The 25346-nt window shown below is 64.8% G+C and carries 23 protein-coding genes and 1 pseudogene; 10 read left to right on the top strand and 14 right to left on the bottom strand.

Going from position 1 to position 25346, the window contains the following annotated elements; all coding sequences use genetic code 11:
• The first annotated feature begins 367 nt into the window (after nt 1-367).
• Together lysA and LHL23_RS03500 are read left to right on the top strand one after the other, a co-directional pair.
• Nucleotides 368-1633 carry a diaminopimelate decarboxylase gene (lysA, locus tag LHL23_RS03505; RefSeq protein WP_226428818.1) on the top strand — a complete coding sequence of 422 codons (1266 nt, stop codon included), beginning with the start codon at nt 368-370 and terminating at the stop codon, nt 1631-1633.
• 48 nt (nt 1634-1681) lie between these two features.
• Nucleotides 1682-4312: a TIGR02302 family protein gene (locus LHL23_RS03500; RefSeq protein WP_226428817.1), complete on the top strand. Its 2631-nt coding sequence runs from the start codon at nt 1682-1684 to the stop codon at nt 4310-4312.
• 61 nt (nt 4313-4373) lie between these two features.
• Here the strand turns inward: LHL23_RS03500 and LHL23_RS03495 are convergent, their stop codons facing one another.
• Entirely contained in the window at nt 4374-5372 is a 999-nt protein-coding gene (locus tag LHL23_RS03495; RefSeq protein WP_226428816.1) for a zinc-ribbon domain-containing protein, read from the bottom strand.
• A gap of 206 nt (nt 5373-5578) precedes the next feature.
• Between LHL23_RS03495 and LHL23_RS03490 the strand changes: the two genes are divergently transcribed.
• The 4 genes from LHL23_RS03490 to LHL23_RS03475 all read left to right on the top strand — a co-directional run bounded on the left by LHL23_RS03490 (nt 5579) and on the right by LHL23_RS03475 (nt 9065).
• The gene (locus tag LHL23_RS03490; protein WP_039181773.1) at nt 5579-6256 is read left to right on the top strand and encodes a cell division ATP-binding protein FtsE; all 678 of its coding nucleotides are present in this window, start codon (nt 5579-5581) and stop codon (nt 6254-6256) included.
• Nucleotides 6253-7152 carry a cell division protein FtsX gene (locus LHL23_RS03485; RefSeq protein WP_226428815.1) on the top strand — a complete coding sequence of 300 codons (900 nt, stop codon included), beginning with the start codon at nt 6253-6255 and terminating at the stop codon, nt 7150-7152. Before LHL23_RS03490 ends, LHL23_RS03485 begins: the two co-directional genes overlap by 4 nt.
• Nucleotides 7149-7898 (top strand): lysophospholipid acyltransferase family protein, encoded by a 750-nt coding sequence (locus tag LHL23_RS03480; protein WP_226428814.1) that lies wholly within the window; start codon nt 7149-7151, stop codon nt 7896-7898. The genes LHL23_RS03485 and LHL23_RS03480 overlap by 4 nt, the downstream gene beginning before the upstream one ends.
• Nucleotides 7899-8057: 159 nt before the next feature.
• Entirely contained in the window at nt 8058-9065 is a 1008-nt protein-coding gene (locus tag LHL23_RS03475) for a sterol desaturase family protein (protein WP_226428813.1), read from the top strand.
• A gap of 51 nt (nt 9066-9116) precedes the next feature.
• Here the strand turns inward: LHL23_RS03475 and LHL23_RS03470 are convergent, their stop codons facing one another.
• Nucleotides 9117-9425 carry an EthD family reductase gene (locus LHL23_RS03470; protein WP_226428812.1) on the bottom strand — a complete coding sequence of 103 codons (309 nt, stop codon included), beginning with the start codon at nt 9423-9425 and terminating at the stop codon, nt 9117-9119.
• Nucleotides 9426-9674: 249 nt separating this feature from the next.
• Between LHL23_RS03470 and LHL23_RS03465 the strand changes: the two genes are divergently transcribed.
• Nucleotides 9675-10082: a hypothetical protein gene (locus LHL23_RS03465; protein WP_226428811.1), complete on the top strand. Its 408-nt coding sequence runs from the start codon at nt 9675-9677 to the stop codon at nt 10080-10082.
• 59 nt (nt 10083-10141) lie between these two features.
• On the opposite strand, the gene lpdA is transcribed toward LHL23_RS03465, so the two are convergent.
• From lpdA to mdh, 11 genes are all read right to left on the bottom strand, one after another.
• Nucleotides 10142-11533 carry a dihydrolipoyl dehydrogenase gene (lpdA, locus tag LHL23_RS03460; RefSeq protein ID WP_226428810.1) on the bottom strand — a complete coding sequence of 464 codons (1392 nt, stop codon included), beginning with the start codon at nt 11531-11533 and terminating at the stop codon, nt 10142-10144.
• A 70-nt stretch (nt 11534-11603) separates the two neighbouring features.
• Nucleotides 11604-11873 carry a hypothetical protein gene (locus LHL23_RS03455; RefSeq protein WP_222479505.1) on the bottom strand — a complete coding sequence of 90 codons (270 nt, stop codon included), beginning with the start codon at nt 11871-11873 and terminating at the stop codon, nt 11604-11606.
• A gap of 164 nt (nt 11874-12037) precedes the next feature.
• Nucleotides 12038-12430 carry an MAPEG family protein gene (locus LHL23_RS03450; protein ID WP_226428809.1) on the bottom strand — a complete coding sequence of 131 codons (393 nt, stop codon included), beginning with the start codon at nt 12428-12430 and terminating at the stop codon, nt 12038-12040.
• Between the two features lie 114 nt (nt 12431-12544).
• Entirely contained in the window at nt 12545-13396 is an 852-nt protein-coding gene (locus tag LHL23_RS03445) for a sulfotransferase family 2 domain-containing protein (RefSeq protein ID WP_226428808.1), read from the bottom strand.
• A gap of 12 nt (nt 13397-13408) precedes the next feature.
• Nucleotides 13409-14914, bottom strand: coding sequence for a 2-oxoglutarate dehydrogenase complex dihydrolipoyllysine-residue succinyltransferase (gene odhB / locus LHL23_RS03440; RefSeq protein WP_226428807.1), 1506 nt, complete (start codon nt 14912-14914; stop codon nt 13409-13411).
• Between the two features lie 12 nt (nt 14915-14926).
• Nucleotides 14927-17878 carry a 2-oxoglutarate dehydrogenase E1 component gene (locus LHL23_RS03435; protein ID WP_226428806.1) on the bottom strand — a complete coding sequence of 984 codons (2952 nt, stop codon included), beginning with the start codon at nt 17876-17878 and terminating at the stop codon, nt 14927-14929.
• Entirely contained in the window at nt 17875-18381 is a 507-nt protein-coding gene (locus tag LHL23_RS03430; protein ID WP_226428805.1) for a DUF805 domain-containing protein, read from the bottom strand. Before LHL23_RS03430 ends, LHL23_RS03435 begins: the two co-directional genes overlap by 4 nt.
• Before the next feature lie 95 nt (nt 18382-18476).
• Entirely contained in the window at nt 18477-19361 is an 885-nt protein-coding gene (gene sucD / locus LHL23_RS03425) for a succinate--CoA ligase subunit alpha (RefSeq protein WP_222479516.1), read from the bottom strand.
• 13 nt (nt 19362-19374) lie between these two features.
• Complete coding sequence (locus LHL23_RS03420) at nt 19375-20202, bottom strand: glycosyltransferase family 25 protein (RefSeq protein WP_226428804.1); 828 nt, start codon at nt 20200-20202, stop codon at nt 19375-19377.
• A 12-nt stretch (nt 20203-20214) separates the two neighbouring features.
• Entirely contained in the window at nt 20215-21408 is a 1194-nt protein-coding gene (gene sucC, locus LHL23_RS03415; RefSeq protein WP_222479521.1) for an ADP-forming succinate--CoA ligase subunit beta, read from the bottom strand.
• A gap of 301 nt (nt 21409-21709) precedes the next feature.
• Entirely contained in the window at nt 21710-22672 is a 963-nt protein-coding gene (mdh, locus tag LHL23_RS03410; RefSeq protein WP_222479523.1) for a malate dehydrogenase, read from the bottom strand.
• 159 nt (nt 22673-22831) lie between these two features.
• Here mdh and LHL23_RS03405 point away from each other — a divergent pair, with 159 nt between their 5' ends.
• Complete coding sequence (locus LHL23_RS03405; RefSeq protein WP_222479525.1) at nt 22832-23587, top strand: sulfite exporter TauE/SafE family protein; 756 nt, start codon at nt 22832-22834, stop codon at nt 23585-23587.
• 99 nt (nt 23588-23686) lie between these two features.
• Here LHL23_RS03405 and LHL23_RS03400 read toward each other — a convergent pair whose 3' ends face one another.
• Nucleotides 23687-24001, bottom strand: coding sequence for a hypothetical protein (locus tag LHL23_RS03400; protein WP_226428803.1), 315 nt, complete (start codon nt 23999-24001; stop codon nt 23687-23689).
• 350 nt (nt 24002-24351) lie between these two features.
• Here LHL23_RS03400 and LHL23_RS03395 point away from each other — a divergent pair, with 350 nt between their 5' ends.
• A complete protein-coding gene (locus LHL23_RS03395; protein ID WP_226428802.1) occupies nt 24352-25206 on the top strand; it encodes an HpcH/HpaI aldolase/citrate lyase family protein in 855 nt (284 codons plus the stop codon).
• A gap of 34 nt (nt 25207-25240) precedes the next feature.
• Nucleotides 25241-25346 (top strand): annotated as a pseudogene (locus tag LHL23_RS23625) (NnrU family protein); the annotation flags it as partial.

The raw sequence follows: 25346 nt of genomic DNA, 5'->3' as shown, positions 1-25346 counted from the left end.
GTGCCGGGTTTGTCAGGCCCGGCGGTGACCGCGATCAGGGGTTACTATGCCAACCCGGGCTTAATATGCCGTGACAGCGGCGTGCGCCGGATGCGCAACACCACAGGCGCCGCGTGTGCCGCTGATGCCGCGCAGTGAGTATTTTTGGAAAGGTGAACGCGCAGGCCCGGTGTTTTCATCTTTCCCCAAATACTCAAATACGGCCGCCCGCGCGGAACGGAACGCCAGCGGGGGGTGATGCGGCCCGCCGCGCGCCAGCGCATCTTTGATGCGTCTGCGGCGGGCGGGAGAGCCGCTTTGTGTCCGGCAAGGCGCGCGGGTCGGAATCATTTGATCCATCTGCCCCTTTTGCCCTAAACGCGGGGTCATGGATCATTTTCTCTACCGTGACGGCGCGCTCTGCGCCGAAGACGTTCCCATCTCCGAGATCGCCGCGGCGGTGGGCACCCCGTTCTATGTCTATTCCACCGCCACCCTCTTGCGCCATTTCCGCCTGTTCGACGAGGCGTTGGAGGGCACCGACCATCTGGTCTGCTTTGCGATGAAAGCGGCCTCCAACCAGGCGATCCTGAAGACCCTGGCGCAGGCAGGCGCGGGCATGGACGTTGTCAGTCAGGGCGAATACCTGCGCGCCAAGGCGGCAGGTGTGCCGGGTGACAGGATCGTGTTTTCCGGCGTCGGCAAGACGGCAGAGGAAATCCGCGTGGCGCTCACCGGCGGCATCCGCCAGTTCAACGTGGAATCCGAGCCGGAAATGGAAGTCATCAGCGCCGTGGCTGTGGAACTGGGCGCAGTGGCCCCGGTCACCATCCGGGTCAATCCAGACGTGGACGCCAAGACCCACGCCAAGATCGCCACCGGAAAATCCGAGAACAAGTTCGGTATCCCAATTGCCCGCGCCCGCGAGGTCTACGCCCGCGCTGCCGCGTTGCCGGGGCTGGAGGTGGTGGGGATCGACGTCCATATCGGCTCGCAGCTCACGGATCTGGAGCCGTTCCGGCTGGCCTATCAGAAGGTGGCCGAGCTGACGGAAACCTTGCGCGCCGATGGCCACGATATCCGCCGCCTGGACCTGGGCGGCGGGCTTGGCATTCCTTACGAGCGCTCCAACACCGCGCCGCCGCTGCCCGTGGAATACGGCCAGATGGTCAAGGAGACCCTGGGCCACCTCGGCTGCGAGATCGAGATCGAGCCGGGCCGGCTGATCGCGGGCAACGCGGGCCAGCTGGTGTCGAAGGTGATCTATGTGAAATCCGGTGAGGGGCGCGATTTCCTGATCCTGGACGCCGCGATGAACGACCTGATCCGCCCGGCGATGTATGAGGCGCATCACGACATTATCCCTGTGCAGGAACCTGCGGCAGGCACCGAAAGCCAGCCCTATGACATCGTCGGCCCGGTCTGCGAAACCGGCGATACTTTTGCCAAGCAGCGCGACCTGCCGCCCTTGGCAGCGGGCGATCTGGTCTCCTTCCGCAGCGCCGGCGCCTATGGCGCGGTGATGGCGAGCGAGTACAATTCGCGCCCGCTGATCCCCGAAGTGCTTGTGCACGGGGATCAATTCGCGGTTATTCGCCGGCGGCCGGACTATGAAGAGATGATAAACCGCGATACCATCCCGGAGTGGCTCTGAAGCGATCCGGGCGCGATCCGGCGCGGGCCATCAGATCATGAGGCCCGAATGCCCTTTCTTCGCCGAACTGACCGCCGGGCCGGCCAGCAGGCCGATCCGGTCCTGAAACAACTGCGCTGGCCCCTGCGCCTGACGCGGGCCGGGCTGGTGGCGGAACGAGCCTTGCGCGCCTTCTGGCCGCTGGCCTCGGTGCTGATGGCGGCGCTGGCGGCGCTGATGCTGGGGCTGCACCAGATGCTGCCGGAGCGGCTGGTCTGGACCGGCGCGATGGCGGTTCTGATTGCCGCCGCTGCGGCGCTGGGGCGGGGCCTCTGGCGCTTTCGCTGGCCCAGCCGGGCCGCGGCGCTGGAGCGGCTTGACAGCACCCTGCCGGGCCGCCCGGTCACCGCACTCTTGGACACCCAGGCCATCGGCGCAGAGGATGCCGCCTCAGCCGCGTTGTGGCGGGCGCACCAGCGCCGGATGGCCGCAGCTGCGGCCAATGCCAGAGCGCCGGCGCCTGATCTGAATATTGCGTCCAATGATCCTTACGCCCTGCGCTATATGGCCGGGCTGCTGCTGGCGGTGGCGGTGCTGTTCGGCTCGATCTGGCAGGTGGCCGCGGTGAAGGACTTGGGTTCGGGCAGCGGTGCCGCGCTGAACGGCCCGGCGTGGGAGGGCTGGGCGGAGCCGCCCGCCTACACCCGGCTGCCGGTGCTTTACCTGAACGACCAGGACGGCGGCCTTCTGCATCTGCCGGAAGGCAGCCGCGTGACCCTGCGGTTCTATGGCGAGGCAGGAGCGCTTGAGCTGGCGGAAAGTGTGTCCGGCCAGGGCGGAGGCGAACCGGAAACCCCTCAAACCGCTATGGAGTTTGACGTCGCCCGCAGCGGCGCCGTCTCAATCGAAGGCAGCGGCGGCCGCAGCTGGCAGGTGGAAGTGATCCCCGACAGCCCGCCCAAGGTGGCGGTTGCGGGCCAGCCGGAACTGGAAAACGACGGCTACACCTCGCTGGCCTTTGCTGCGCGCGATGACTACGGCGTTGCCGCCGGGCAGGTGCGGATCACGCTGGACCTGCCAGCGGTGGAGCGGAGCCACGGGCTGGCCGCCGCCCCGGATCCGCGCGAGGCGCTGGTGCTGGACCTGCCGCTGCCCCTGTCCGGTTCGCGCAAGGAATTCACCGAGAAGCTGATCGAGGATTTCGCCGAGCATCCCTGGGCCAACCTGCCTGTGGTCTTCACCTTTTCCGCGGTGGATGAAGCGGGGCAGTCCGCAGCCGCCGCGGGCTTTGGCGCCAGCCTTCTGACCCGCCGCTTCTTTGATCCGCTGGCCGCCGCGGTGATCGAACAGCGCCGCGACCTGTTGTGGACGCGCGCCAATGCGCCGCGGGTGGCACAGATCCTGCGCACCCTGTCGCACCGGCCGGAGGGGCTCTACCGCGATTACGGCGATTACCTTCGGCTGCGCACCATCCTGCGGCGGCTGGAAAGCTATACCGTGAAGGGCTCGATCCCGGAACCGCGGCAGGAGGAGATCGCCGCTGCGCTGTGGGACCTGGCGATCCAGCTGGAAGAGGGCGATGTCGGCGACGCGCTGGAGCGGATGCAGCGGGCGCAGGAGCGGCTGAGCCAGGCGATGCGCGACGGTGCCAGCGACCAGGAGATCGCCCGGCTGATGCAGGAGCTGCGCGAGGCGACCCAGGACTACCTGCGCCAGCTCAGCCGCCAGGCCGAGGCCAACGGCGAGATGATGGACCCGGGTGAGATGTCCGGGGACATGATGACCCTCAGCCAGGACGACCTGCAGGCGATGATGGACCGCATCCAGGAGCTGATGGAGCAGGGCCGCATGGCCGAGGCCGAACAGGCGCTGCGCGAGTTTCAGCAGATGATGGAGAACATGCGGATGACCCGCTCGCAGCAGGGCCAGGGCCAGGGCGATGAGGGCCGCCAGGCGATGGAGGGGCTGGCCGAGACCCTGCGCGAGCAGCAGGGGCTGTCGGATGAGGCGTTCCGCGACCTGCAGGAGCAGTTCAACCCCGGCGCCCGCAGCGGCGAGAGCCAGGGCAACGAGGGCCGCGACGGCGGATTGGGCCGCGGCCAGAGCCATCAGGGCGGCCAAGGCGGTGACAGCGGCCAGGACGGCCAGGGCGGCGAAGGGGCACAGAGCCGCAATCCCGATGGCCAGGGCGGCAACGGGCGCGAACAGCCGGGGCGGGGCGGATCGCTGGCGGACCGCCAGCAGGCCCTGCGCCAGCAGCTGCAGCAGCAGCGCGACGGGCTGCCCTACCTGGGCGGCGAGGCCGGTGACGCCGCGCGCGAGGCGCTGGACCGTGCAGGCCGCGCCATGGAGGGGGCGGAAGATGCGCTGCGCGGCGGCGACAATGCCGAAGCCATCGACCGCCAGTCCGACGCGATGGAGGCATTGCGCGAGGGCATGCGCAGCCTTGGCGAGGCGCTGGCGCAGCGCGATGACGGGCAGCGCAACGGCCAGGGGCAGCCTTCTGCCACCGCGCAGGGCGAACGGCTGGATCCGCTGGGCCGCGGCAACGGCACCGTGGATGACGGCGGCAAGGTGGGCGAGGGCAATGCCTACCGCCGCGCCTGGGATCTTCTGGAGGACATCCGCCGCCGCGCCGGCGAGCGCGAACGCAGCGAGCGCGAGCGCAGCTACCTGCAGCGGCTGCTGGACCGTTTCTGAGCCCCGGCAACTGGCCGCCCCTGCTGCGGGGCGCGGGAGGCTGAGCGCGGAATAGCGGGCGTTACTGCACGCTGATCAGGGATTTCACCTGCCCGTCCAGCCACAGCCGTGCCTGATCTACCCAGACAACATAGCTCTGAAGGGCGGGATCCGCTGACGGCAGTTTCTCCGCGATCAGCGGCGCGTTGTCATAGACCAGGACCAGCACCAGGGCCGCAATCAGCGACAGGGTGAACCCGCGGGCGAAATTGCTCTTGCGCGGCGCCGTCGACGCATAGGTGGGCGCCTGCGGGGCGGGGGCCGCAGCGGTGCCGGAGCGCAGGGTGGAATTGATCTCTTCGATGTCCGGCAGCAGTTCCTTGCGCGAGCCGCTTTCGGCGGCGGCGATCTGGCGTGGATCCTCGCCCCGGATGCGGGCCATCCGGTCGCGGGCCTGGCGGCTGCGCTCCGCGGCATCTTCCTCGGCCGCGGCGGTGTCCAGCCCCAGATCGGGCTGGGTTTCCAGGTTCTGGCGTTCCGCGGCCCGCAGCGAGGCTTCCCGCTCGGCCTCTTCGCGCAGGATGTCGGTCATGGCCGGATCCAGCGACCGCGGCCGTTGCGCCGCCGCGGCGGGACCCGCGCCGCCGTCCTCGGCAGCAGTAACGGGCTGCCCGGCCTCTTCCTCAGCTGAGCTGTCCATCGCCGCGCCGGCGTTTTCCGGCTCTTCCTGCGGCGCGGCCTCTGCCTCTTGCAAAACCTCCTCCGGCGCGCTGTCTTCCGGCTCCGGCTCCGGCTCCGGCTCCGGCTCCGGCTCCGGCTCCGGCTCCGGCTCCGGCTCCGGCGAAATGGCTTGTGGTTCCGGCGTCATGTCCTCGGGTTCCCGTTCGGGCTCTGCTTCAGCCGGCTGCGGGGAGGCGTCTTCGGGGCCGGTGCCGGCAGGCGCATCTTCCGCCGCCGAGCCTGCGGCTTGCTGGAACCAGGTCTGGCCGCAGTTAGAGCATTGCACATCCCGCCCTTCGGCAGGGATCACATCCTCAGGCACTTCGTACTGGGCTGCACAGTTCGGGCAGGTCAGGCGCATCATGCTCTCCTCGGCACCATCCCGCCGCCCTGGCGGCGGCAGGTTGTTTTTTAAGGGACTATAGGCATCCGCAGCGGCTGGTGAAAGTGCCATTTGCGGCGGCATCCGGGCACCGGGTTTCCCGGCAACAGAGCCCCCATTGAAACTGCCGGCCCCTTGGGGCAAAACAGCCGGGCGCAAATAACGGGCGCGTTCAGGGGGCAGCAGTGATCGAGCTGGAAAATGTGGGCTACAATTACGGCGGCGGCGAGCTGCTGAATGCGGTGTCGGTGCAGCTGGCGCCGGGCTCCTTCCATTTCCTGACCGGCCCCTCCGGGGCAGGCAAGACCACGCTTCTGAAACTGTGCTACGGCGCGCTGATGCCGACCGCGGGCCGGGTGCGCGCCTTCAACATGGATGTGCACGGGCTGGACCGCGACCAGATGGCCTATCTGCGCCGCCGGGTCGGCGTGGTGCACCAGGACTGCCGGTTCCTGGACCACCTGCCGGTGATCGAGAACATCGCGCTGCCGCTGCTGGTGTCCGGCCGGGAGCTGAGCCACGAGGAGGCCAACCTTCAGGAACTGCTGAACTGGGTCGGCCTCAGCGAGCGCGCCCATGCGCTGCCTCCGGAACTGTCGGGCGGCGAGCGCCAGCGGGCTGCCCTGGCACGCTCGGTGATCCTGTCGCCGGATGTGATCATTGCCGATGAGCCGACCGGCAACGTCGACTGGGAAATGTCGCAGCGGCTGCTGCAGCTGCTGGTGGAGCTGAACCGGATGGGCAAGACCATCCTGGTCGCCACCCATGACCTGTCGCTGATCCGGGCCGCCAAGAACCAGGTGCAGGCGCGGGTGCTGCGGATTTCCAACCGGCAGCTGCAACTGGCGGGGGCGGACCTATGAGCGAGGGCAGGCTGCGCAAGCTGATCCTGGGCGATACCCAGGCCGACCGTGTGGTGCCGCCGAGCGGCTTTACCGCCCAGCTGACATTGTTTGTCTCCGGCGCCATGGCCTTCCTCACGGTTTTTGCATTGGCGCTGTCGATGGCGTCGGGGCGGCTGGCGGACCAATGGGCCGAGGAACTGGCCCGCGCCGCCACCCTGCGCATCAACGCCCCGGCAGAGCAGCGCGCCGCCCAGACCGAGGCGGCGCTGGAGATCCTGCGCCAGACACCCGGCGTCGCCACTGCGCGGGCGCTGACGGGAGAGGAGCAGGCGGCGCTGCTGGCGCCCTGGTTCGGCGCCAGCGTTCCGGTGGGCGATCTGCCGCTGCCGCAGCTGATTGAGGTGACCGGCGACGACGCCGGCTATGACGCCCAAGGTTTGCGGCTGCGGCTGCAGGCCGAGGTGCCGGGCGCGGTGCTGGATGACCACACCCGCTGGCGGGCGCCGCTGGTGGATGCCGCACGCGCGCTGCGCCGCCTGGCCTGGGTGTCGATCCTGCTGATCGGCGGCGCCACCGCGGCAATGATCACCCTGGCCGCCAACGCGGCGCTGGCGGCCAACGCCCAGGTGATCGAGGTGCTGCGGCTGGTCGGCGCGCTGGACAGCTATATCGCCCAGGCCTTCATCCGCCGCTTCACCTTGCGGGCGCTGACCGGCGCTGCCGCGGGCATGCTGCTGGGCATGATCGGCGTCTGGCTGATGCCTGAAGCTTCCGATGAAGGCGGCTTCCTCACTGGTCTCGGCTTTCAGGGCTGGGGCTGGCTGGTGCCGCTTTTGATACCGCCGCTGGGCGCGCTGGTGGCCTTTGCCGCCACCACCCGTGCGGCCACCAAACGTCTGGGAGAACTGTCGTGAAAAATCCCGTCCAATGGCTGCGCTCCTTTGTGTTCATCGTGCAGATGTACCTGGCGATGCTGGTGCTGGGGATCGTGTTCGCGCCCTGGGCGATGGCCTCCCCCAAGGGCGCGCGCGTCGCCTGCAAGAGCTTTGCCCGCTGGGCGCTGTGGACGGCCCGCTGGATGGTCGGCATCCGCACCGAGGTGCGCGGGCTGGTGCCTTCGGGCGAGGTGATCATCGCGGCCAAGCACCAAAGCTTTCTGGACATCATCATCATCTTCAACGCGGTGCCCTCGGCCCGGTTCATCATGAAGCGCGAGCTGATGTGGACGCCGGTGATCGGCGTCTATGCTAAGCGGCTAGGCTGCGTGCCGGTCGACCGCGGCAAGCGCGGCGCGGCGATCGCCAAGATGGTCAAGGATGTCGCCAAGGAGACCAAAGAGCCGGGCCAGCTGGTCATCTATTCGCAGGGCACCCGCGTCGCTCCCGGCGCCCGGAAGCCCTACAAGATCGGCACCGCAGTGCTTTACGAGGGGCTGAAGCAGCCCTGCATCCCTGCCGCCACCAATGTCGGCGTGTTCTGGCCGCGCACCGGCATCTACCGCAAGCCGGGGCTGGCGGTGGTGGAGTTTCTAGAGCCGATGCAGCCGGGGATCGCCCGCGGCGACTTCATGGAGCAGCTGGAAGCGCGTGTCGAAAACCGCTCCGACGATCTGATGCGGGAAGCCGGGTTCGAACCGGAGCAGGCCGCGGTTCAGGCCTGACCTGCCGCCAAGGCGGTCCGGGGCAAACCAGCTGTCAAATTGCCGGGGTGACGCCTTGCCCGAAACAGGTTAGCGTCATGGCAAAGGCGCAGCAGGCTGCAGCTTTGCGGCAGCGCGGCCGGCCGTGGACAACAAGAGCCAACAACGGGCAGTGAACGAATGAGCGATTTTCTGGCTTCCTATCTGGCCTATGCCAGAGATGTCGTCCTGTATTTTCTCGACCCCGGGCAGCGTGTTTTTTACCTGTATATCGCGACCTCCGTTCTGGCGGCATTCGGGGTTTACCTGTTCCAGCGCAGGCAGAGCCGTTCTGCCGGACGGGGTTCTTTCCTGGCGTTCCTGTTTCCCAAATCTGTATGGTCGCACCCCTCCGCCTGGCTCGACGTGCGCTATTTCTTCTTTCACAAGCTGCTGGCGCATTTCCTGCTGTTGGGCCTTTTTGCCGGTTCCGCAGCCACGGTGTTCCGGTGGATCACCGGCCATGCGATCACCTCTCTGCCCGCCACCGCCGAGGGCGCCGCAGGGTGGGGGATTGTGATCGGCTACATGCTGGTCAGCACAATTGTCCTCGATCTGATCGGCTATACCGTGCACTACCTGCAGCACAAGGTGCCGATCCTGTGGGAATTCCACAAGGTGCACCACAGCGCCGAGGTGATGCATCCGCTGTCCAACTACCGCGAGCACCCGGTGGACAATTTCTTCTACCTGCTTCTGATCGGCGCGGGCTACGGGGCAGTAGCGGGCGGTGTCTACCAGTATGCCGCAGTGGTGCCGAGCGTTCCCAGCATTCTGGGCGTGCCCGTGCTGATGTTTGCCTTCAACATCCTGGCCTACAATCTGCGCCATTCCCACGTCTGGCTGCGCTGGCCCGGCGTCTGGTCCAAGGTGTTTCCCTCGCCCGCCCATCATCACGTGCACCACAGCTGCCACCCGGATCATTTCGACAAGAACTTCGCCTTCATGTTCCCGGTCTGGGACGTGATTTTCGGCACCTATGAAATGCCGGAGGACAACCGCGATGTGAAATTCGGCGTCGCGGGCATGAAACCGATGGAGATGGACACCTGCTGGAAGCTCTATTCCATCCCCTTCATCAAGGCTGCGCGCCGTCTGAAACGGAACGGCAAGGCGGCCGGGGCCAGCAGCCGGACAGATGCCGGATGATCGCGGTACGGACCGCCGCGGCGCAGGGACGGTCCAGCGGCGCCTGGGAGATCAGCGGATCACTTCGCCGATCAGGATCTGCGGCTGAACATCAGTGAAATTCGGAATGTCGTCCAGCGCAGGCCCTGCCGCCTGCATCGCCGCGTCCATCGCGGCCTGATCGGCAAAGACGAATGTGGCAATGGCAAAGAACGGCGCCGGGACATGCGGTCCGCCCGCCAGCCCCTTGGTCACCACAGCCGATTGGATGTGCGGCCCCATGTGCTGGTCCACGATCTGCATGTGGGTGTCTGCGTAGTAGGCGTGGTCGAAGGTCTTGCCTTCGGCAGCCGGGTAGATGACTTGCAATGAAACGGCCATGGTGTGTCTCCTGGGGGGGGAAAAGCTGCAGCTGCTTGTAGGTTGGTTTTCCGCTGCTCCAAAGGAAAAAATGGGTTTTCAGCGAATAGTCTCGGATGCAAGAAGTTACTTGAGAACAGCTCTTAGTGGTTGAAAAACTCTACTTTCTCCTTTTGGGCGTTTTTGATAACTGGATTTTGACCGTTCGGATTAATTACGTGAAGGGGCGGTGCAAGACCGCTGGAAAATATCAAATAATGGAACAATATGATGCTGAAAAAGATTGGCGCTGCTGCGTGCGTCTCTGCGATGCTTGCCTCAGGCTGTGCCCAAAAAAGTGAAAATGTAGCAGGTGCATATGTTTCGCCTCTCGCCTATCAAGGGCTGAGTTGCCGCCAGATCGAATCCGAAGCTCGGCGTGTTTCCTCGCGGGCAGCATCCGTTTCAGGTATCCAGGATAAGAATGCCTCGAATGACGCCGTCGCAACAGGCGTGGCGCTTGTACTCTTCTGGCCAGCTGCATTCTTTATCAAGGGAAACAAAGAAAATGCAGCGGAACTCGCCCGTCTGAAAGGCGAGCTCGAAGCACTTGAGCAGATTTCGATACAGAAAAATTGTGGAATTGTGTTCCAAGCACCTGTAGCGGAAAAGCCGAAGGCGACGGAAGAAGAAGCCTGAACTGCGGTTCTCTACCGGTGAACAATTAGAGGCGGTGCAATTGCACCGCCTCATCTTTCTTAGCTGTGGATTGGCCCGTCGCCGCAGGCCAGCGCGGCCTCGCGCACTGCCTCGGAATAGGTCGGGTGGGCGTGGCAGGTCAGTGCCACATCCTCGGCGGAGGCGCCGAATTCCATTGCCACGCAGAGTTCGTGGATCATGTCGCCCGCCGCCGGGCCGATGATCGCGGCGCCCAGGATGCGGTCGGTGTCCTTGTCGGCGATGATCTTGACGAAGCCGCCCTCGGCCTGGTTCACCGCCTTGGCGCGGGCGTTGCCCATGAACATGAACTTGCCGACCTTGATTTTCTTGCCTTCAGCTTTCAGCGCGTCCTCGGTGGCGCCGACGGTGGCAACCTCCGGGGTGGTGTAGACGACGCCGGGGATCACGCCATAGTTCACATGGCCGTGCTTGCCGGCGATCTCCTCGGCCACCGCCATGCCCTCATCCTCGGCCTTATGCGCCAGCATCGGGCCTTCGATCACGTCGCCGATGGCATAGATGCCGGGGATATTGGTGCGCCAGTGGTTGTCGGTGGCGATCTGGCCGCGCTCGGTCATCTTGATGCCAAGCGCATCGAGCCCCAGCCCCTCCGAGTAGGGCTTGCGTCCGGTCGCAACCAGCACCACGTCGGCGTCCAGCACCACCTCGTCGCCGCCTTTCTTGGGCTGATACTTGACCTTGGCCTTGGTCTTGGAGGTTTCCACCCCCTGCACCGCAGCGCCCAGGATGATGTTGAGGCCCTGCTTTTCCAGGATCCGCTTGAAGGAGCGCTGCACGTCCTTGTCCATGCCGGGGCAGACCGCGTCCATGTATTCCACCACGGTCACCTCGGAGCCGAGGCGGGCATAGACCGAGCCCAGTTCCAGACCGATCACGCCGGCGCCGATCACCGCCAGTTTCTTCGGGATCTTCGGCAGCTCCAGCGCGCCGGTGGAGGAGACCACGATCTTCTCGTCGATCTCGACGCCCGGAATGGAGGCGGGCACCGAGCCGGAGGCGATCACAATGCTCTTGGCCTCGTGCACCTCGTCGCCGACCTGCACCTTGCCGGCCGCCGGAACGGAGGCCCAGCCCTTGATCCAGTCGATCTTGTTCTTCTTGAACAGGAATTCGATGCCGCCGGTGTTCTGGCCGATCACCTCGTCCTTGTAGGCCTTCATCTGGTCCCAGTCGACCGAGGGGCTTTTGCCCTTGAGGCCCATATGGGCAAAGTTGTGCTCTGCCTCATGCAGCAGGTGGGTCGAGTGCAGCAGCGCCTTGGAGGGGATGCAGCCGACGTTCAGGCAGGTGCCGCCGAGGGTCTCGCGGCCCTCGACAACAGCTGTTTTCAGTCCCAGCTGGGCGCAGCGGATGGCGCAGACATAGCCGCCGGGGCCGGCGCCGATTACGATGACGTCATATTGGGACATGGGTCTGTCTTCCTCTGTTCTCCCTGGTTCCGTTTTCCGGAACACGCGTTAAGGGATAGTGGTCTTAGGATCAGACGGGGGTCAACATCTTGATCGAGATATTGATGACCCCGTCGCGTTCAAGGTGCATGGCCAGTTCCTCCGATCCGAAGAAGGCGCGGGCCTTTTCCAGATCGGTGATCGCGAACAGCGCCACGGCGTGGTTTTTCTGGTCCGGATCGCTCCAGACGTTCAAATCGGTGATGCCCGCGGCCTGCCGGTTGCGCTTGTCCTGCCGGAACACGGTGAGCCAGGCATCGAAATCGGCCACATCGGCCTGCCAGAGAACATGGGTTGCCATTGGTTATACTCCTTTTCCGTATTGAAGGCAGGATGCCCTGGCAAGGGTAAGGAGTGCTTTGATTCCACTCAAGAAAGGCAGGTGTTGCAGCAGTTTCCGAAGAAAAGGGGCGCTGCCCCCGGCCTGGGTTGAGCCATTTTGAGTATTTTCGGAAAGATGAAAGCTCATGCGAGGAGCACCCCCGCAAGCATTGCGGCCAGGCCGCTGGTGGCGATGAGCCAGATGGCGGTGCGCAGGTAGGGCACGCCGCTGAGGTAGGCGGGCAGGTAGAGGGCGCGGCCCCCGAGATAGGTGTAAAGGCCGGTGGTGATCAGCGCACTTTGCAGGCCACCCAGTTCGGCCACCAGCGCCAGGCTGATGAAGACCGGGGCGGTTTCCAGGAAGTTGACAAACGCCCGCCGCGCCCGTCCGGCCAATGCGCTGCGGGAGACGGAGCTGTCGCGCGGGCCTGCGGTCCAGGCATTGCCGACGGAGAGCTTCAGCAGGAAGCTGTCGCAGCTCACGTGGATCAGGGCGAGGATCGAGAGGCAGACAAGGCCCCAGAGCGGGAGGGTCATATGCACGGGCCATATAGGAATGGAAGGATGGCAGGCTGCTGCTTCTGGGCACGAGCTTGCGCCTGCAGCCCGGAGTTAAAGGTGTCCCAGGTCGCCTGCATGCTGATTTGCTCCTCAGGCCCAGCCCGGCTGATAGCCGAATTGCTCGAAATCTTGCACATAGATCTTCTCGATAAGCTTGCGGGCTGCCGGAGACATCAGCTTAGCCCGCGCCGTCTGGTCCGGGTTCTTGTTGGCAGCAGGAGCTTCCCAGCTGCCGGGCAGCGGCTGATCGAGCTGCTCTGCTATTTTTTTGAAAAACTCCGGCAGAGCCTCGGTCTTGCCGATCAGTCCGGGCAGGAAAATCTCCGGTCGGATGGTTGCATGCTGGGGGCGCCAATGGGGATCGACGGATTGAGGGCCCCGGTTTTCGACGCAGATTTCAATGTAGCGGAGGAACTTCTCAAAACCGCGCGGCGTGCGCATGTCGTTTTCCCAGTCAAATTGAACCAGCGCGTTCATGTGAAGTCGGTCCCGGACAAACCATTGAAACCCAAGTTCATTGGATTTGCAGAGATAGAGAAAGGCGGAAACCGCCCGGCTTTCCGGATGGCGGACCGTTGCCAGCCGCAGGGCCTGCGCAAAAACGTCCAGCCCGTCAGGCATGAAAGACAGCGGCCGGAACACATCCGAAGCGATGAGCTGATGGGAAACAGCATCGGGATTGATGTCGGTGGTGCTGAGGAAACGGGCATTCAGGCGGGCACCAAACTCCAGCTCGAAAAGAAAGCGCTTTGCCGAGGAGGTTCCGCTTTTGCCATTGCTGCAAAAGACCCATCTGCGGCTGTGCGGCGCGCAGATAGCAGTCAAATAAGCAGCGGCGTCATCCTTTACTTTGAACTGCTCTGGGAAATTACGAACCGCGGCGTCAAGCAGGGCTTGGCGCCGCGGGCCGCGCAGTCTGGGGTGGTGGAACGTCGACGGCACACCTGGCTCCGTTTACAGATCCATAAGCAGACGGCGCGGATCCTCCAGCGCTTCCTTGACGCGGACCAGGAAGGTCACGGCGCCTTTGCCGTCGACGATGCGGTGGTCGTAGGACAGGGCCAGATACATCATCGGGCGGATCTTGATCTCGCCGTTCACCACCATCGGGCGGTCCTGGATCTTGTGCATGCCCAGGATGCCGGACTGCGGCGGGTTCAGGATCGGCGAGGACATCAGCGAGCCGTAGACCCCGCCGTTGGAGATGGTGAAGGTGCCACCCTGCATCTCGGCCATCGACAGCTTGCCGTCGCGGGCGCGCTTGCCCTTCTCGGAAATCGCCTTTTCGATCTCGGCAAAGGACATCCGGTCGGCGTCGCGGATCACCGGCACCACCAGGCCCTGCGGGGTGCCCGCGGCAACGCCCATGTGCACGAAGTTCTTGTAGACGATGTCGGTGCCGTCGATCTCGGCGTTGACTTCCGGCACCTCCTTCAGCGCGTGGCAGCAGGCCTTGGTGAAGAACGACATGAAGCCGAGGCGGACGCCGTGCTTCTTCTCGAACTGGTCCTTGTACTGGTTGCGCAGCGCCATCACCTCGGTCATGTCCACCTCGTTGTAGGTGGTCAGGATCGCGGCGGTGTTCTGGGCGTCTTTAAGGCGCTTGGCGATGGTCTGGCGCAGGCGGGTCATCTTGACCCGCTCCTCGCGGGCGGCGTCATCGGCGGTCACCGGGCCGCGCACCTGGGCGGGCGCCGGGGCTGCGGCAGGCGCGGACTTGGCGGCGGCGAGGGCCGCGGCAACGTCTTCCTTCATGATGCGGCCGTCGCGGCCAGTGCCGGTGACCTGCGAGCCGTCGATGCCGGCCTCCGCCATCGCCTTCTCAGCAGAGGGCGCGTTGGCGACATCCTTGGCCGGAGCGGAAACCGCCGGGGCTGCTGCGGCGGCCGGGGCGGGGGCTGCGCCCGCTGCGCCGCCCGCGATCACGCCCAGCTGCGCGGCGGCCTGCACGGTGTCGCCTTCGGCGGCCAGGATTTCGGTCAGCACACCCGCTGCGGGCGCGGGCACTTCAACGGAAACCTTGTCGGTTTCCAGTTCGCACAGCATTTCGTCCTGCGCGACGGTGTCGCCCACTTTCTTGAACCAGGACGAAACGGTTGCCTCGGACACCGACTCGCCAAGCGAGGGGACCATGACCGGCACCGGCGCGCCGGCATCGCCGGAGGGCGCAGCAGCAGGAGCCGGTGCTGCCGCAGCAGCGGCGGGGGCGGTGGCGGCGCCATTGGCCTCGGACAGGGTCGCAAGCAGCGCGTCGACGCCGACGGTCTCGCCTTCTGCGGCGACGATCTCGCCCAGGGTGCCGGCGGCGGGCGAGGGGACCTCGACCGTCACCTTGTCGGTTTCCAGCTCGCAGAGCATTTCATCGGCATTGACGCTGTCGCCGGGTTTCTTGAACCAGGTGGCCACGGTGGCCTCGGTCACGGATTCGCCCAGGGTGGGTACGCGGACTTCGGTTGTCATGTCTCTTTATCCTCAGATGCTCAGCGCTTCGTTCACGAGGGCTGCTTGTTGGGCTTTGTGTTCGCTGGCCAGGCCGGTCGCCGGCGAGGCCGAGGTGGCGCGGCCCGCATAGACCGGCCGGGTGTGCTTGGCGCCGATGCGGCTCAGCACCCATTCGATGTTGGGCTCGATGAAGGTCCAGGCGCCCTGGTTCTTGGGTTCTTCCTGGCACCAGACCATCTCGGCCTGCTTGAAGCGCTCCAGCTCCTTCACCATGGAGATGGCCGGGAACGGGTAGAACTGCTCGATCCGCATCAGGTAGACGTCGTCGATGCCGCGGGCGTCGCGCTCTTCCAGCAGGTCGTAGTACACCTTGCCCGAGCACATGACGACGCGCTTGATCTTGTCGTCCGCCACCAGCCGGGTGCCGGAGTTGCCCTTCTGCGCGTCATCCCACAGCACCCGGTGGAAGCTGGAGCCGGTGGTGAAGTCCTCGGCGTTGCTGATTGCCAGCTTGTGGCGCAGCAGCGATTTCGGGGTCACCAGGATCAGCGGCTTGCGGAAGGTGCGGTGCAGCTGGCGGCGCAGGATGTGGAAGTAGTTCGCGGGCGTGGTGCAGTTGGCGACGATCCAGTTGTCCTGGCCGCACATCTGCAGGAAGCGCTCCAGGCGGGCGGAGGAGTGCTCCGGTCCCTGGCCCTCAAAGCCGTGCGGCAGCAGGCAGACCAGGCCCGACATCCTGAGCCATTTACTTTCACCCGAGGAGATGAACTGGTCGAACATGATCTGGGCGCCGTTGGCGAAATCGCCGAACTGGGCTTCCCACAGGGTCAGCGCGTTGGGTTCGGCCAGCGAATAGCCGTACTCAAAGCCCAGCACCGCGTATTCAGACAGCGCCGAGTCGATCACCTCGTACTGGGACTGGCCCGCGCGGATGTTGTTGAGCGGGTAGTAGCGCTCCTCGGTCTCCTGGTTGACGATGCCGGAATGGCGCTGCGAGAAGGTGCCGCGGGTGGCATCCTGGCCTGCCAGGCGCACCGGGTAGCCTTCCAGCATCAGCGAGCCGAAGGCCATCGCCTCGCCGGTGGCCCAGTCAAAGCCTTCGCCGGTCTCGAACATCTTGCCGCGGGCGTCCAGGAAGCGGCCCACCGTCCGGTGCAGCGGGAAGCCGTCCGGCACCCGGCTGAGAGCGGTGCCGATTTCGGCCATGGTTTCCGGTGCAATGGCGGTGCTGCCGCGCTGGTAGTCGGCGTCTTTCTTGTTCAGGTGCGACCAGCGCCCGTCCAGCCAGTCGGCCTTGTTCGGCTTGTAGTCCTTGCCGGTCTCGAACTCCTCGTTGAGATGGGCCTGGAACGCGGCCTTCATGTCCTCGATCTCGCCCTCCGGGATCAGCCCGTCCTTGACCAGCCGATCGGTGTAGAGGGTGAGCGTGGTCTTGTGGCCCTTGATCTTCTTGTACATCAAGGGGTTGGTGAACATCGGCTCATCGCCTTCGTTGTGACCGAAGCGGCGGTAGCAGAAGATGTCGATGACCACGTCCTTGTGGAACTTCTGGCGGAACTCGGTGGCGACCTTGGCGGCGTGCACCACCGCCTCCGGGTCGTCGCCGTTCACATGGAAGATCGGCGCCTCAACCACCAGCGCGTTGTCGGTGGGGTAGGGCGAGGAGCGCGAGAAATGCGGCGCGGTGGTGAAGCCGATCTGGTTGTTCACCACAAGGTGCATGGTGCCGCCGGTCTTGTGGCCGCGCAGGCCGGAGAGCGCAAAGCATTCCGCCACCACGCCTTGGCCGGCAAAGGCCGCGTCGCCGTGCAGCAGCACCGGCAGCACTTGGCTGCGGTCGCTGTCGCCCAGCTGGTCCTGCTTGGCGCGGACCTTGCCCAGAACCACCGGGTTCACCGCCTCCAGGTGGGACGGGTTGGCGGTCAGGCTGAGGTGCACGGTGTTGCCGTCGAACTCGCGGTCGGAGGAGGCGCCGAGGTGGTATTTCACGTCGCCGGAGCCGTCCACGTCCTCGGGCTTGAAGCTGCCGCCCTGGAATTCGTTGAAGATCGCCCGGTAGGGCTTCTGCATCACGTTGGCGAGGATGTTGAGGCGGCCGCGGTGCGGCATGCCGATCACGATGTCCTTCACCCCCAGCGCGCCGCCGCGCTTGATGATCTGCTCCATTGCCGGGATCAGGCTTTCGCCGCCGTCGAGGCCGAACCGCTTGGTGCCGGTGTATTTGACGTGCAGGAATTTCTCGAAGCCCTCGGCCTCGACCATCTTGTTGAGGATCGCCTTGCGGCCCTCTCGGGTGAAGGTGATTTCCTTGTTGTAGCCTTCGATCCGCTCCTTCAGCCAGGCGGATTGCTCAGGGTCGGAAATGTGCATGTACTGCAGCGCGAAGGTGCCGCAGTAGGTGCGCTTCACGATGTCGACGATCTGGCGCATGGTCGCAACCTGCAGGCCCAGCACGTTGTCGATGAAGATCGGCCGGTCCATGTCGGCATCGGTGAAGCCGTAGCTCTTGGGATCCAGCTCCGGATGCGGCGTCGCGGCGCGCATGCCCAGCGGATCGAGGTCGGCGGCCAGATGGCCGCGGATCCGGTAGGCGCGGATCAGCATCAGGGCGCGGATCGAGTCCAGCACTGCGCGCTGCACCTGGTCGTCGGTGACCTCGACGCCCTTGGCGGCGGCCTTGCCGCGGATTTTCTTGGCGGCGCCTTTGGCCTCGGCCGGGGCCGGCCATTCGCCGGTCAGCGCGCCGGTCAGATCGTCGTCCAGCGCCGGCGGCCAGTCCTTGCGTGCCCAGGAGGGGCCTGTGGCCTCAGCCTTCACGTCCAGTTCGGCGTCGCCCATCTGGCGGAAGAACTCCGCCCAGGCGGCATCCACCGCGTTCGGGTCATTGGCGTACTGGGCATAGAGCTGCTCCAGATACTCCGCATTGTGCCCCTGCATGAAGGAAGAGGCGTGGAAGAGGTCGTTGGGGCTTTGTTCGGTCATTTTAGTGCCTCGTGCGGGTTAGGACCGTATTTGTTGGTGCCGGGTTCCGAGGGCAGTATCAGCTGCCCTGCGAGCGGGCCGATCCAAAGGACCGACGCGAGAAGAACAAAAGGAAAGCTTAGCCAGTAGAGAGCAACCAAGAGGTAGGCAATCAGAACGGGGATACCTCCCAGTAGGGCGTCAAAGCCAAGTTCCCAAATCATCATTGAAGCAAAGAAGTATGCGATAGGCGTAAACGGCAGGAAAACGCCTTGTCCGGCTTCGCCTGTGTCCTGCAGACGCCGCGCGCCGGAAGCGAGCAACGGGAGGAAGGCCGCAAACGTCAGCATCAGTACGCCAATGGAAGGGTAGTCCACGTTTAAATACTTCTTCGAAAGCGGGAATGTCACAACCGGAAGCATAAGCCCGAAAGGTGCAAAGGCCCAAAATCTTGAGCGGGTAGTGCGCCCTCGGAAGTTTAATCCGTCGGCTAGCTCCAGAATTATGGTGCTTAGGACGCTCATGGATTTAGGGTAAACTTGGCCGAGACACGGCAGAATACCTGCCCCTGCAAGGGGCAGGCTTTGCAAGCCGCACATCTGCCCGGCTCACAGTCATCTTACTTGCCGATCGCTTTCAGAACCGCCTCACCCAGGCCGGCCGGACTTTCGGCGACCACGATGCCTGCGGATTTCATCGCTTCGATCTTGTCCTCGGCGCCGCCCTTGCCGCCGGCGACAATCGCGCCCGCGTGGCCCATGCGGCGGCCCGGAGGGGCGGTGCGGCCGGCGATGAAGCCTGCAACCGGCTTCTTGCGGCCCTTCTTGGCCTCATCGGCCAGGAACTGGGCGGCTTCTTCCTCGGCAGAGCCGCCGATTTCGCCGATCATGATGATGCTCTCGGTCTCGTCGTCGGCCAGGAACCATTCCAGCACGTCGATATGCTCGGTGCCCTTGATCGGGTCGCCGCCGATGCCGACGCAGGTCGACTGGCCCAGGCCCACGTCGGTGGTCTGCTTCACCGCCTCATAGGTCAGGGTGCCGGAGCGGGACACAACGCCGACGGAGCCGCGGCGGTGGATGTGGCCGGGCATGATGCCGATCTTGCAGGCGTCGGGCGTAATCACGCCGGGGCAGTTGGGGCCGATCAGGATCGACTTGGAATTCTCCAGCGCCCGCTTCACCTTCATCATGTCGAGAACCGGGATGCCTTCGGTGATTGCCACGATCACTTCCATCTCGGCGTCAATGGCCTCGAGGATCGAGTCCGCGGCAAACGGCGGCGGCACGTAGATCACAGAGGCATTGGCCTCGGTCACCGCCTTGGCCTCATGCACGGAGTTGAAGACCGGCAGGTTCAGGTGGGTCTGGCCGCCCTTGCCGGGGGTCACGCCGCCGACCATCTTGGTGCCGTAGGCGATGGCCTGTTCGGAGTGGAAAGTGCCCTGCGAGCCGGTAAAGCCCTGACAGATAACCTTGGTGTTTTCGTCGATGAGGACTGCCATGTTGTCGGTTCCTTCAAGCGGTATGTGTGTGTTGGGTCTGCGGGGTGGCCAGGGATCGGCCGTCGAAGCGGATTTTTTCGAGGGTGGCCCGCCCCAGGACCACATTGGGAAGTATTCGGAAACCGCCGCGGAACTCGAAAATCCCGCGCCGGAGTTTCTGGCGGATCAGCGGCCAGCCCTTGGGCCGGTGGCGCTTGGGGCCGATGCCTCTTTCGCCGCGCACATCATTGCCTTGTTCGGCCAGCGCCGGCTGAACCTGATAAATCTTGATGCCGCGCGCAGGCTTGGAGGCATCGAAGTTGAACAGCAGGTTGTCCAGCGTGATGTCGAACGGGCGGCTGTCGAGAAAGTGCTGCGCAGCCTGGCGCGAGATCACGTAAGCCGCGCCGCCCGAGTGGCGGGACATCAGCTGGCGCACCTCGCGGCCGAGATGGGTGAAACCGCCCTTGCCAAGCGCCACCTGCAGCCTTTTGGCCCGCCAGCGTTCGAACTTGACGATGCCGGCGTCGGCAGGCCACCAGGACAGATCGTCCAGCCAGGCGCCGGTGTCGGGCGACAGGAAAACGTCGTCCTCCAGGATCAGCGCCACATCGGCGTCAGAGGCCAGCAGCGCTTCCCAGGCCTTGGCATGGCTGAGGGTGCAGGCCATGTCCTTGGTCTGGAAATAGCCCCAGTTGCCCTCGTCCCGGCACTGCTCGAGCATCTCCTCGCGGCTGACGGCGGTGCTGTCCACCGCGTCGATCCGCGTGGCCGTGAGCCCGGCCTGATCCAGCTCCCGCTGCATCAGCTCCGCCCGGCCCACTGCCTGCTGCAAGCCTATGAGGTAGACAGCCGCTTTCACCGGATCAGGTCCTTAGCCCTTGACCGCCTTCACGATCTTCTCGGCGCCGTCCTTGAGGTTGTCGGCGGCGATCACGTCGAGGCCGGAGGTGTTGATGATCTCCTTGCCCTTCTCGACGTTGGTGCCCTCAAGCCGGACCACCAGCGGCACCTTCAGGCCGACTTCCTTCACCGCGGCAACCACGCCTTCTGCGATCACGTCGCAGCGCATGATGCCGCCGAAGATGTTGACCAGGATGCCTTTGACGTTGGGGTCGGAGGTGATGATCTTGAACGCCTCGGTCACCTTCTCCTTGGTGGCGCCGCCGCCCACATCGAGGAAGTTGGCGGGCTCGGCGCCGTAGAGCTTGATGATGTCCATGGTGGCCATCGCCAGGCCCGCGCCGTTCACCATGCAGCCGATCTCGCCGTCGAGCGCGATGTAGTTCAGGTCGTACTTGGAGGCTTCCAGCTCTTTCGGGTCTTCCTCGGTGGTGTCGCGCAGCTCTGCCACGTCGGCGTGGCGGTAGACCGCGTTGCCGTCGAAACCGACCTTGGCGTCCAGCACCTTGAGGTTGCCGTCGTCGCCGATGATCAGCGGGTTGATCTCCAGCATCTCCATGTCCTTCTCGACGAAGGCTTTGTAGAGCTGGCCCATCAGCTTGACGCACTGCTTGACCTGCTGGCCTTCGAGGCCCAGCGAGAAGGCGATGCGGCGGCCGTGGTAGGCCTGGTAGCCGGTGGCCGGGTCCACGGAGAAGGACAGGATCTTCTCGGGGGTGGCGGCGGCCACTTCCTCGATATCCATGCCGCCCTCGGTGGAGCAGACAAAGGAAATGCGCGAGGTCTGGCGGTCGACCAGCAGCGCCAGGTACAGTTCGGTCTGGATGCCGGAGCCCGCCTCGATGTAGATGCGGTTCACCTGCTTGCCCGCCGGGCCGGTCTGATGGGTCACCAGGGTGCGGCCCAGCATCTTCTTGGCTTCCTCGGCCGCTTCCTCCACCGATTTGGTCAGGCGCACGCCGCCCTTTTCGCCGGCGTCAGCCTCCTTGAAGGAGCCCTTGCCGCGGCCGCCCGCGTGGATCTGCGCTTTGACCACCCACAGCGGGCCGTCGAGTTCACCGGCGGCGGTTTTGGCTTCTTCGGCCCGAAGCACCACGCGTCCGTCGGACACCGGAGCACCGTAGCTGCGAAGGAGGGCTTTGGCCTGATATTCGTGGATGTTCATTTGAAACTGTCCCGTCTGGCTGCAATTGTCGTTGTTCAATAGGCCGTCTTAAAGCCAAGTGTTAAAGGTTTTTTTGACGGGCAGCGCAGAAATGCCGAAGATTTCCAGGCTTTGTGATCACAGGTTTTGGGGGTGTGATCACAAACCGGCGGGAGCCTGGTGCGGGTGATTCGAGCCGGCGGCCAAAGGCTGGCTCCGCCGCATCATGCATCAAAACCGTCAGCGCCGGACAGCGGGGCGCCGCGGCAAAAGAAAAGGGCCCGCACGGTGCGGGCCCTTGGTTTGTTCCGGGAGGCGGGCCTTAGGCCAGCGAGGCGTCGATGCCCTTGCAGGCCTCGACCAGGCCCTTCACAGCGTTGACCGAGTTGTCGAACATCAACTGCTCTTCCTCGTTCAGCTGGATGTTCACCACCTTCTCGATGCCGCCGGCGCCGATCACGGTGGGCACGCCCACATACATGTCCTTGACGCCCAGTTCGCCGTCGCAATAGGCGGCGCAGGGCAGCACGCGCTTCTGGTCTTTCAGATAGGCTTCGGCCATTTCGATGGCGGAGGTGGCCGGCGCATAGAAGGCGGAGCCGGTTTTCAGCAGGCCGACGATCTCGGCGCCGCCGTCACGGGTGCGCTGCAGGATCGCGTCCAGGCGCTCCTGGGTGGTCCAGCCCATCTGGACCAGGTCGGGCAGCGGGATGCCTGCAACGGTGGAGTAGCGCACCGACGGCACCATGGTGTCGCCGTGGCCGCCCAGCACGAATGCGGTGACGTCGCGCATGGAAACGCCGAATTCCTCGGCCAGGAAGTGGCGGAAGCGGGCCGAGTCCAGCACGCCGGCCATGCCGCAGACCTTATTGTGGGGCAGGCCAGAGAATTCGCGCAGCGCCCAGACCATCGCGTCCAGCGGGTTGGTGATGCAGATGACGAAGGCGTTCGGCGCGTGATCGCGGATGCCTTCACCGACGGATTTCATCACCTTGAGGTTGATGCCCAGCAGGTCGTCGCGGCTCATGCCCGGCTTGCGCGGCACGCCGGCGGTGACGATGCAGACGTCGGCGCCTGCGATGTCCTCATAGGACTGGGTGCCCTTCAGCGAGGCGTCGAAGCCCTCGGAAGGACCGGATTCTGCGATGTCCAGCGCCTTGCCTTCGGGGATGCCTTCGGCGATGTCGAACAGAACGACGTCGCCCAGTTCCTTGAGAGCTGCGAGATGCGCGAGGGTGCCGCCGATCTGACCTGCGCCGATGAGGGCGATTTTGGGTCGTGCCATTGGAAAATGTCTCCGGTCCGGTTGAAATTTCCTGATGCCTACGGCCTATCCGCCGCCCGTGCAAGGGTTCTGCGCTGCGGCATTCGGCTCTGTATGCTTGTGTATACCATGCTGATACCGCTAAACCGTCTGTAATCTGGGGGTTTCGGAGAGCGTGCCATGGCGGGATTTGAGGCGATGTTTTTCGTTTTTGCCATCCCGGCGGTCGTTTTTGCGGGCGTTTCCAAGGGCGGTTTCGGGTCCGGCGCGGCCTTTGCCTCGGCTTCGATTCTGGCGCTGGTGCTGGAGCCGGGCACCGCGCTGGCGCTGATGCTGCCCTTGCTGATGCTGATCGATGTTGCAACGCTGAAACCCTACTGGGGGCGCTGGAACCTGCGGGCGTCCTTGCTGCTGATCGGCGGCGGATTGCCCGGCGTGGCGCTGGGAGCCTGGCTTTATGCGGCGGTGGATGCGGATGCGATGCGGGTGCTGATCGGGGCGGTGTCGGTCGGCTTTGTGCTGTGGCAGCTGCGGGCGCGGCTGGGGCTGCGTCTGGCAGCAGATGCGCCGCTGTCCACGGGCGCGGGGGCGCTGGCCGGTCTGGCGGTGGGGTTCACTAGTTTTGTCAGCCATGCGGGCGGGCCGCCGGCCGCGGTCTACCTCCTCAGCCTGAAGTTGCGGAAGACCGAATACCAGGCCAGCACGGTGCTGATCTTCTGGGCCATCAACATCGCCAAAGCGGTGCCTTATGCCGGGCTGGGGATGTTCACACGTGAAACCCTGCTGCTGGATCTGCTGCTGGCGCCATTTGCCCTGCTGGGGGCCTGGCTGGGGGTCAAGCTGCACCATTCCATCCCGGAACGCTGGTTCTTTGCGCTCACCTATGTGCTGCTGCTGGTGACCGGCAGCAAGCTGATCTGGGACGGGCTGACCTGACCTGTATATCCAGGCGCCGCCCGCCGTGGCGTCCCCGGCCGCAGCGAATGCAGCCGGGATACCTGCCTCAATAACTGCTCGAACAACTGCTCGGGCTGCTCAGGCGTCGCTGTCGGTGTTTGGCAGTGCTTCTGCGAGCACTTCATAGGACTGGCCGGAGGCCACCAGGCAGGTCATGCCGTTGGGGGTGGTGACGGTGATGGTCCAGCTGCCGGTGTCGGCAGAGGCGAAGGTTTCCATCACCATGCCCTGCTGGCCCATGCCGATGCTCTGGCGGCTTTCGCCGTATTTCTCCGCCAGCCGTTTCACCACAATGTCGCGCGGGGCGCAGTTGCGGCTTTGCGCGGCGGCGGGTGCAGCGGCCATGGCAGATGCGGCCAGGGCCAGCGGGAGTGCAAGAAGTGTCTTTTTCATCTCGTTTTACCCTTTCCGGAACGGCCGGGCCGGGCAGGGAGCTGGAGGGCAGCCCCCGGTATCCCTGAGCGGGCCGGTGTGTGACGCGGTGCGGAATGCAGGCCCCATGCCTGCGGGCATCAGGTGCGGCCCGGTCGGGCGGCGGTGATCCTGTGCCTTGGTATCTTTCAGTGTGCCGGTCAGGTGCTGATAAGTGGTTAACCGGGCGCGCGCTGAAAATTCACGCATGTTATCAGGTGTTTGCTGCAAATGCGCGACGGGTTACGCTGCGCTGCGGCGGAATTGTACTTGAAAGTATACAATCGAATCTGTACCGCTTTACGCAACAAAATAACTTTAGGAGAGGCTCGATGGACCCGCGCACGCGCCCTTACCGTTCGGTTTTGTATATTCCCGGCTCCAAGCCCCGTGCGCTGGAGAAGGCCAAGACCCTGCCGGTGGACGCGGTGATCTTTGATCTTGAGGATGCGGTCTCTGTCGACGAAAAACCCAATGCCCGCGCGACTTTGGCACAGGCGCTGGAGGTCGGCGGCTTTGGCGCGCGGATGAAGATCGTGCGGATCAACGGGCTGGATACCGAATGGGGCCGCGAGGATGCCATCGCCGCGGCCAAGATGGATTGCGACGCGATTCTGCTGCCCAAGGTGAACGCGCCGGCGGATCTGGACGCGCTGGCGGAGATCACCGGGGACATTCCGCTGTGGGCGATGATGGAAACCCCGCGCGGCATGCTGAACGCCGCCGCAATTGCCGCGCATCCCAAGCTGCAGGGCATGGTGATGGGCACCAACGACCTGGCCAAGGAACTGCAGACCCGCTACCGCCCCGACCGGATGCCGATGATGGCGGGTCTGGGCCTGTGCCTGCTGGCGGCCAAGGCCGAGGGGCTGGTGATTGTCGATGGCGTCTATAACGCCTTCAAGGACGTGGAGGGGCTGGCCGCGGAATGCGCGCAAGGCCGCGACATGGGCTTTGACGGCAAGACCCTGATCCACCCGGCGCAGGTGGAGGTGGCCAATGCGGCCTTTGCCCCGACTGAGCGCGAGATCGACACTTCCCGCCGCCAGATTGCCGCATTTGATGAGGCGCAGGCCGCAGGGCAGGGTGTTGCCGTGGTCGACGGCAAGATAGTCGAGAACCTGCATGTTGTGACGGCGCGTGAGATTCTGGCAAAAGCGGATGCAATCGCCGCGCTTTCCGCATAGGTGTTAATCAGCTTAACATCTAAGAGGGGCTGATATGGCGCTTTTGATCCTGGGACTTCTGCTGTGGTGGGGCGGCCACCTGTTCAAACGGCTGGCGCCGGATATGCGCGCCTCCATGGGCAATGGCGGGCGCGGCGTGG

The sequence above is a fragment of the Leisingera sp. McT4-56 genome (genome assembly GCF_020514995.1).
GTDB classification, from domain to species: domain Bacteria; phylum Pseudomonadota; class Alphaproteobacteria; order Rhodobacterales; family Rhodobacteraceae; genus Leisingera; species Leisingera aquaemixtae_A.
This window is presented reverse-complemented; position numbering and strand designations above follow the sequence as displayed.

What these genes read in the sequence shown, in the direction of transcription:
- lysA (WP_226428818.1), top strand. Translation starts at nt 368, where the DNA reads ATGGATCATTTTCTCTACCGTGACGGCGCGCTCTGCGCCGAAGACGTT.
- LHL23_RS03500 (WP_226428817.1), top strand. Translation starts at nt 1,682, where the DNA reads ATGCCCTTTCTTCGCCGAACTGACCGCCGGGCCGGCCAGCAGGCCGAT.
- LHL23_RS03495 (WP_226428816.1), bottom strand. Translation starts at nt 5,372, where the DNA reads ATGCGCCTGACCTGCCCGAACTGTGCAGCCCAGTACGAAGTGCCTGAG.
- LHL23_RS03485 (WP_226428815.1), top strand. Translation starts at nt 6,253, where the DNA reads ATGAGCGAGGGCAGGCTGCGCAAGCTGATCCTGGGCGATACCCAGGCC.
- LHL23_RS03475 (WP_226428813.1), top strand. Translation starts at nt 8,058, where the DNA reads ATGAGCGATTTTCTGGCTTCCTATCTGGCCTATGCCAGAGATGTCGTC.
- LHL23_RS03470 (WP_226428812.1), bottom strand. Translation starts at nt 9,425, where the DNA reads ATGGCCGTTTCATTGCAAGTCATCTACCCGGCTGCCGAAGGCAAGACC.
- LHL23_RS03465 (WP_226428811.1), top strand. Translation starts at nt 9,675, where the DNA reads ATGCTGAAAAAGATTGGCGCTGCTGCGTGCGTCTCTGCGATGCTTGCC.
- lpdA (WP_226428810.1), bottom strand. Translation starts at nt 11,533, where the DNA reads ATGTCCCAATATGACGTCATCGTAATCGGCGCCGGCCCCGGCGGCTAT.
- LHL23_RS03455 (WP_222479505.1), bottom strand. Translation starts at nt 11,873, where the DNA reads ATGGCAACCCATGTTCTCTGGCAGGCCGATGTGGCCGATTTCGATGCC.
- LHL23_RS03450 (WP_226428809.1), bottom strand. Translation starts at nt 12,430, where the DNA reads ATGACCCTCCCGCTCTGGGGCCTTGTCTGCCTCTCGATCCTCGCCCTG.
- odhB (WP_226428807.1), bottom strand. Translation starts at nt 14,914, where the DNA reads ATGACAACCGAAGTCCGCGTACCCACCCTGGGCGAATCCGTGACCGAG.
- LHL23_RS03435 (WP_226428806.1), bottom strand. Translation starts at nt 17,878, where the DNA reads ATGACCGAACAAAGCCCCAACGACCTCTTCCACGCCTCTTCCTTCATG.
- LHL23_RS03430 (WP_226428805.1), bottom strand. Translation starts at nt 18,381, where the DNA reads ATGAGCGTCCTAAGCACCATAATTCTGGAGCTAGCCGACGGATTAAAC.
- sucD (WP_222479516.1), bottom strand. Translation starts at nt 19,361, where the DNA reads ATGGCAGTCCTCATCGACGAAAACACCAAGGTTATCTGTCAGGGCTTT.
- sucC (WP_222479521.1), bottom strand. Translation starts at nt 21,408, where the DNA reads ATGAACATCCACGAATATCAGGCCAAAGCCCTCCTTCGCAGCTACGGT.
- mdh (WP_222479523.1), bottom strand. Translation starts at nt 22,672, where the DNA reads ATGGCACGACCCAAAATCGCCCTCATCGGCGCAGGTCAGATCGGCGGC.
- LHL23_RS03405 (WP_222479525.1), top strand. Translation starts at nt 22,832, where the DNA reads ATGGCGGGATTTGAGGCGATGTTTTTCGTTTTTGCCATCCCGGCGGTC.
- LHL23_RS03400 (WP_226428803.1), bottom strand. Translation starts at nt 24,001, where the DNA reads ATGAAAAAGACACTTCTTGCACTCCCGCTGGCCCTGGCCGCATCTGCC.
- LHL23_RS03395 (WP_226428802.1), top strand. Translation starts at nt 24,352, where the DNA reads ATGGACCCGCGCACGCGCCCTTACCGTTCGGTTTTGTATATTCCCGGC.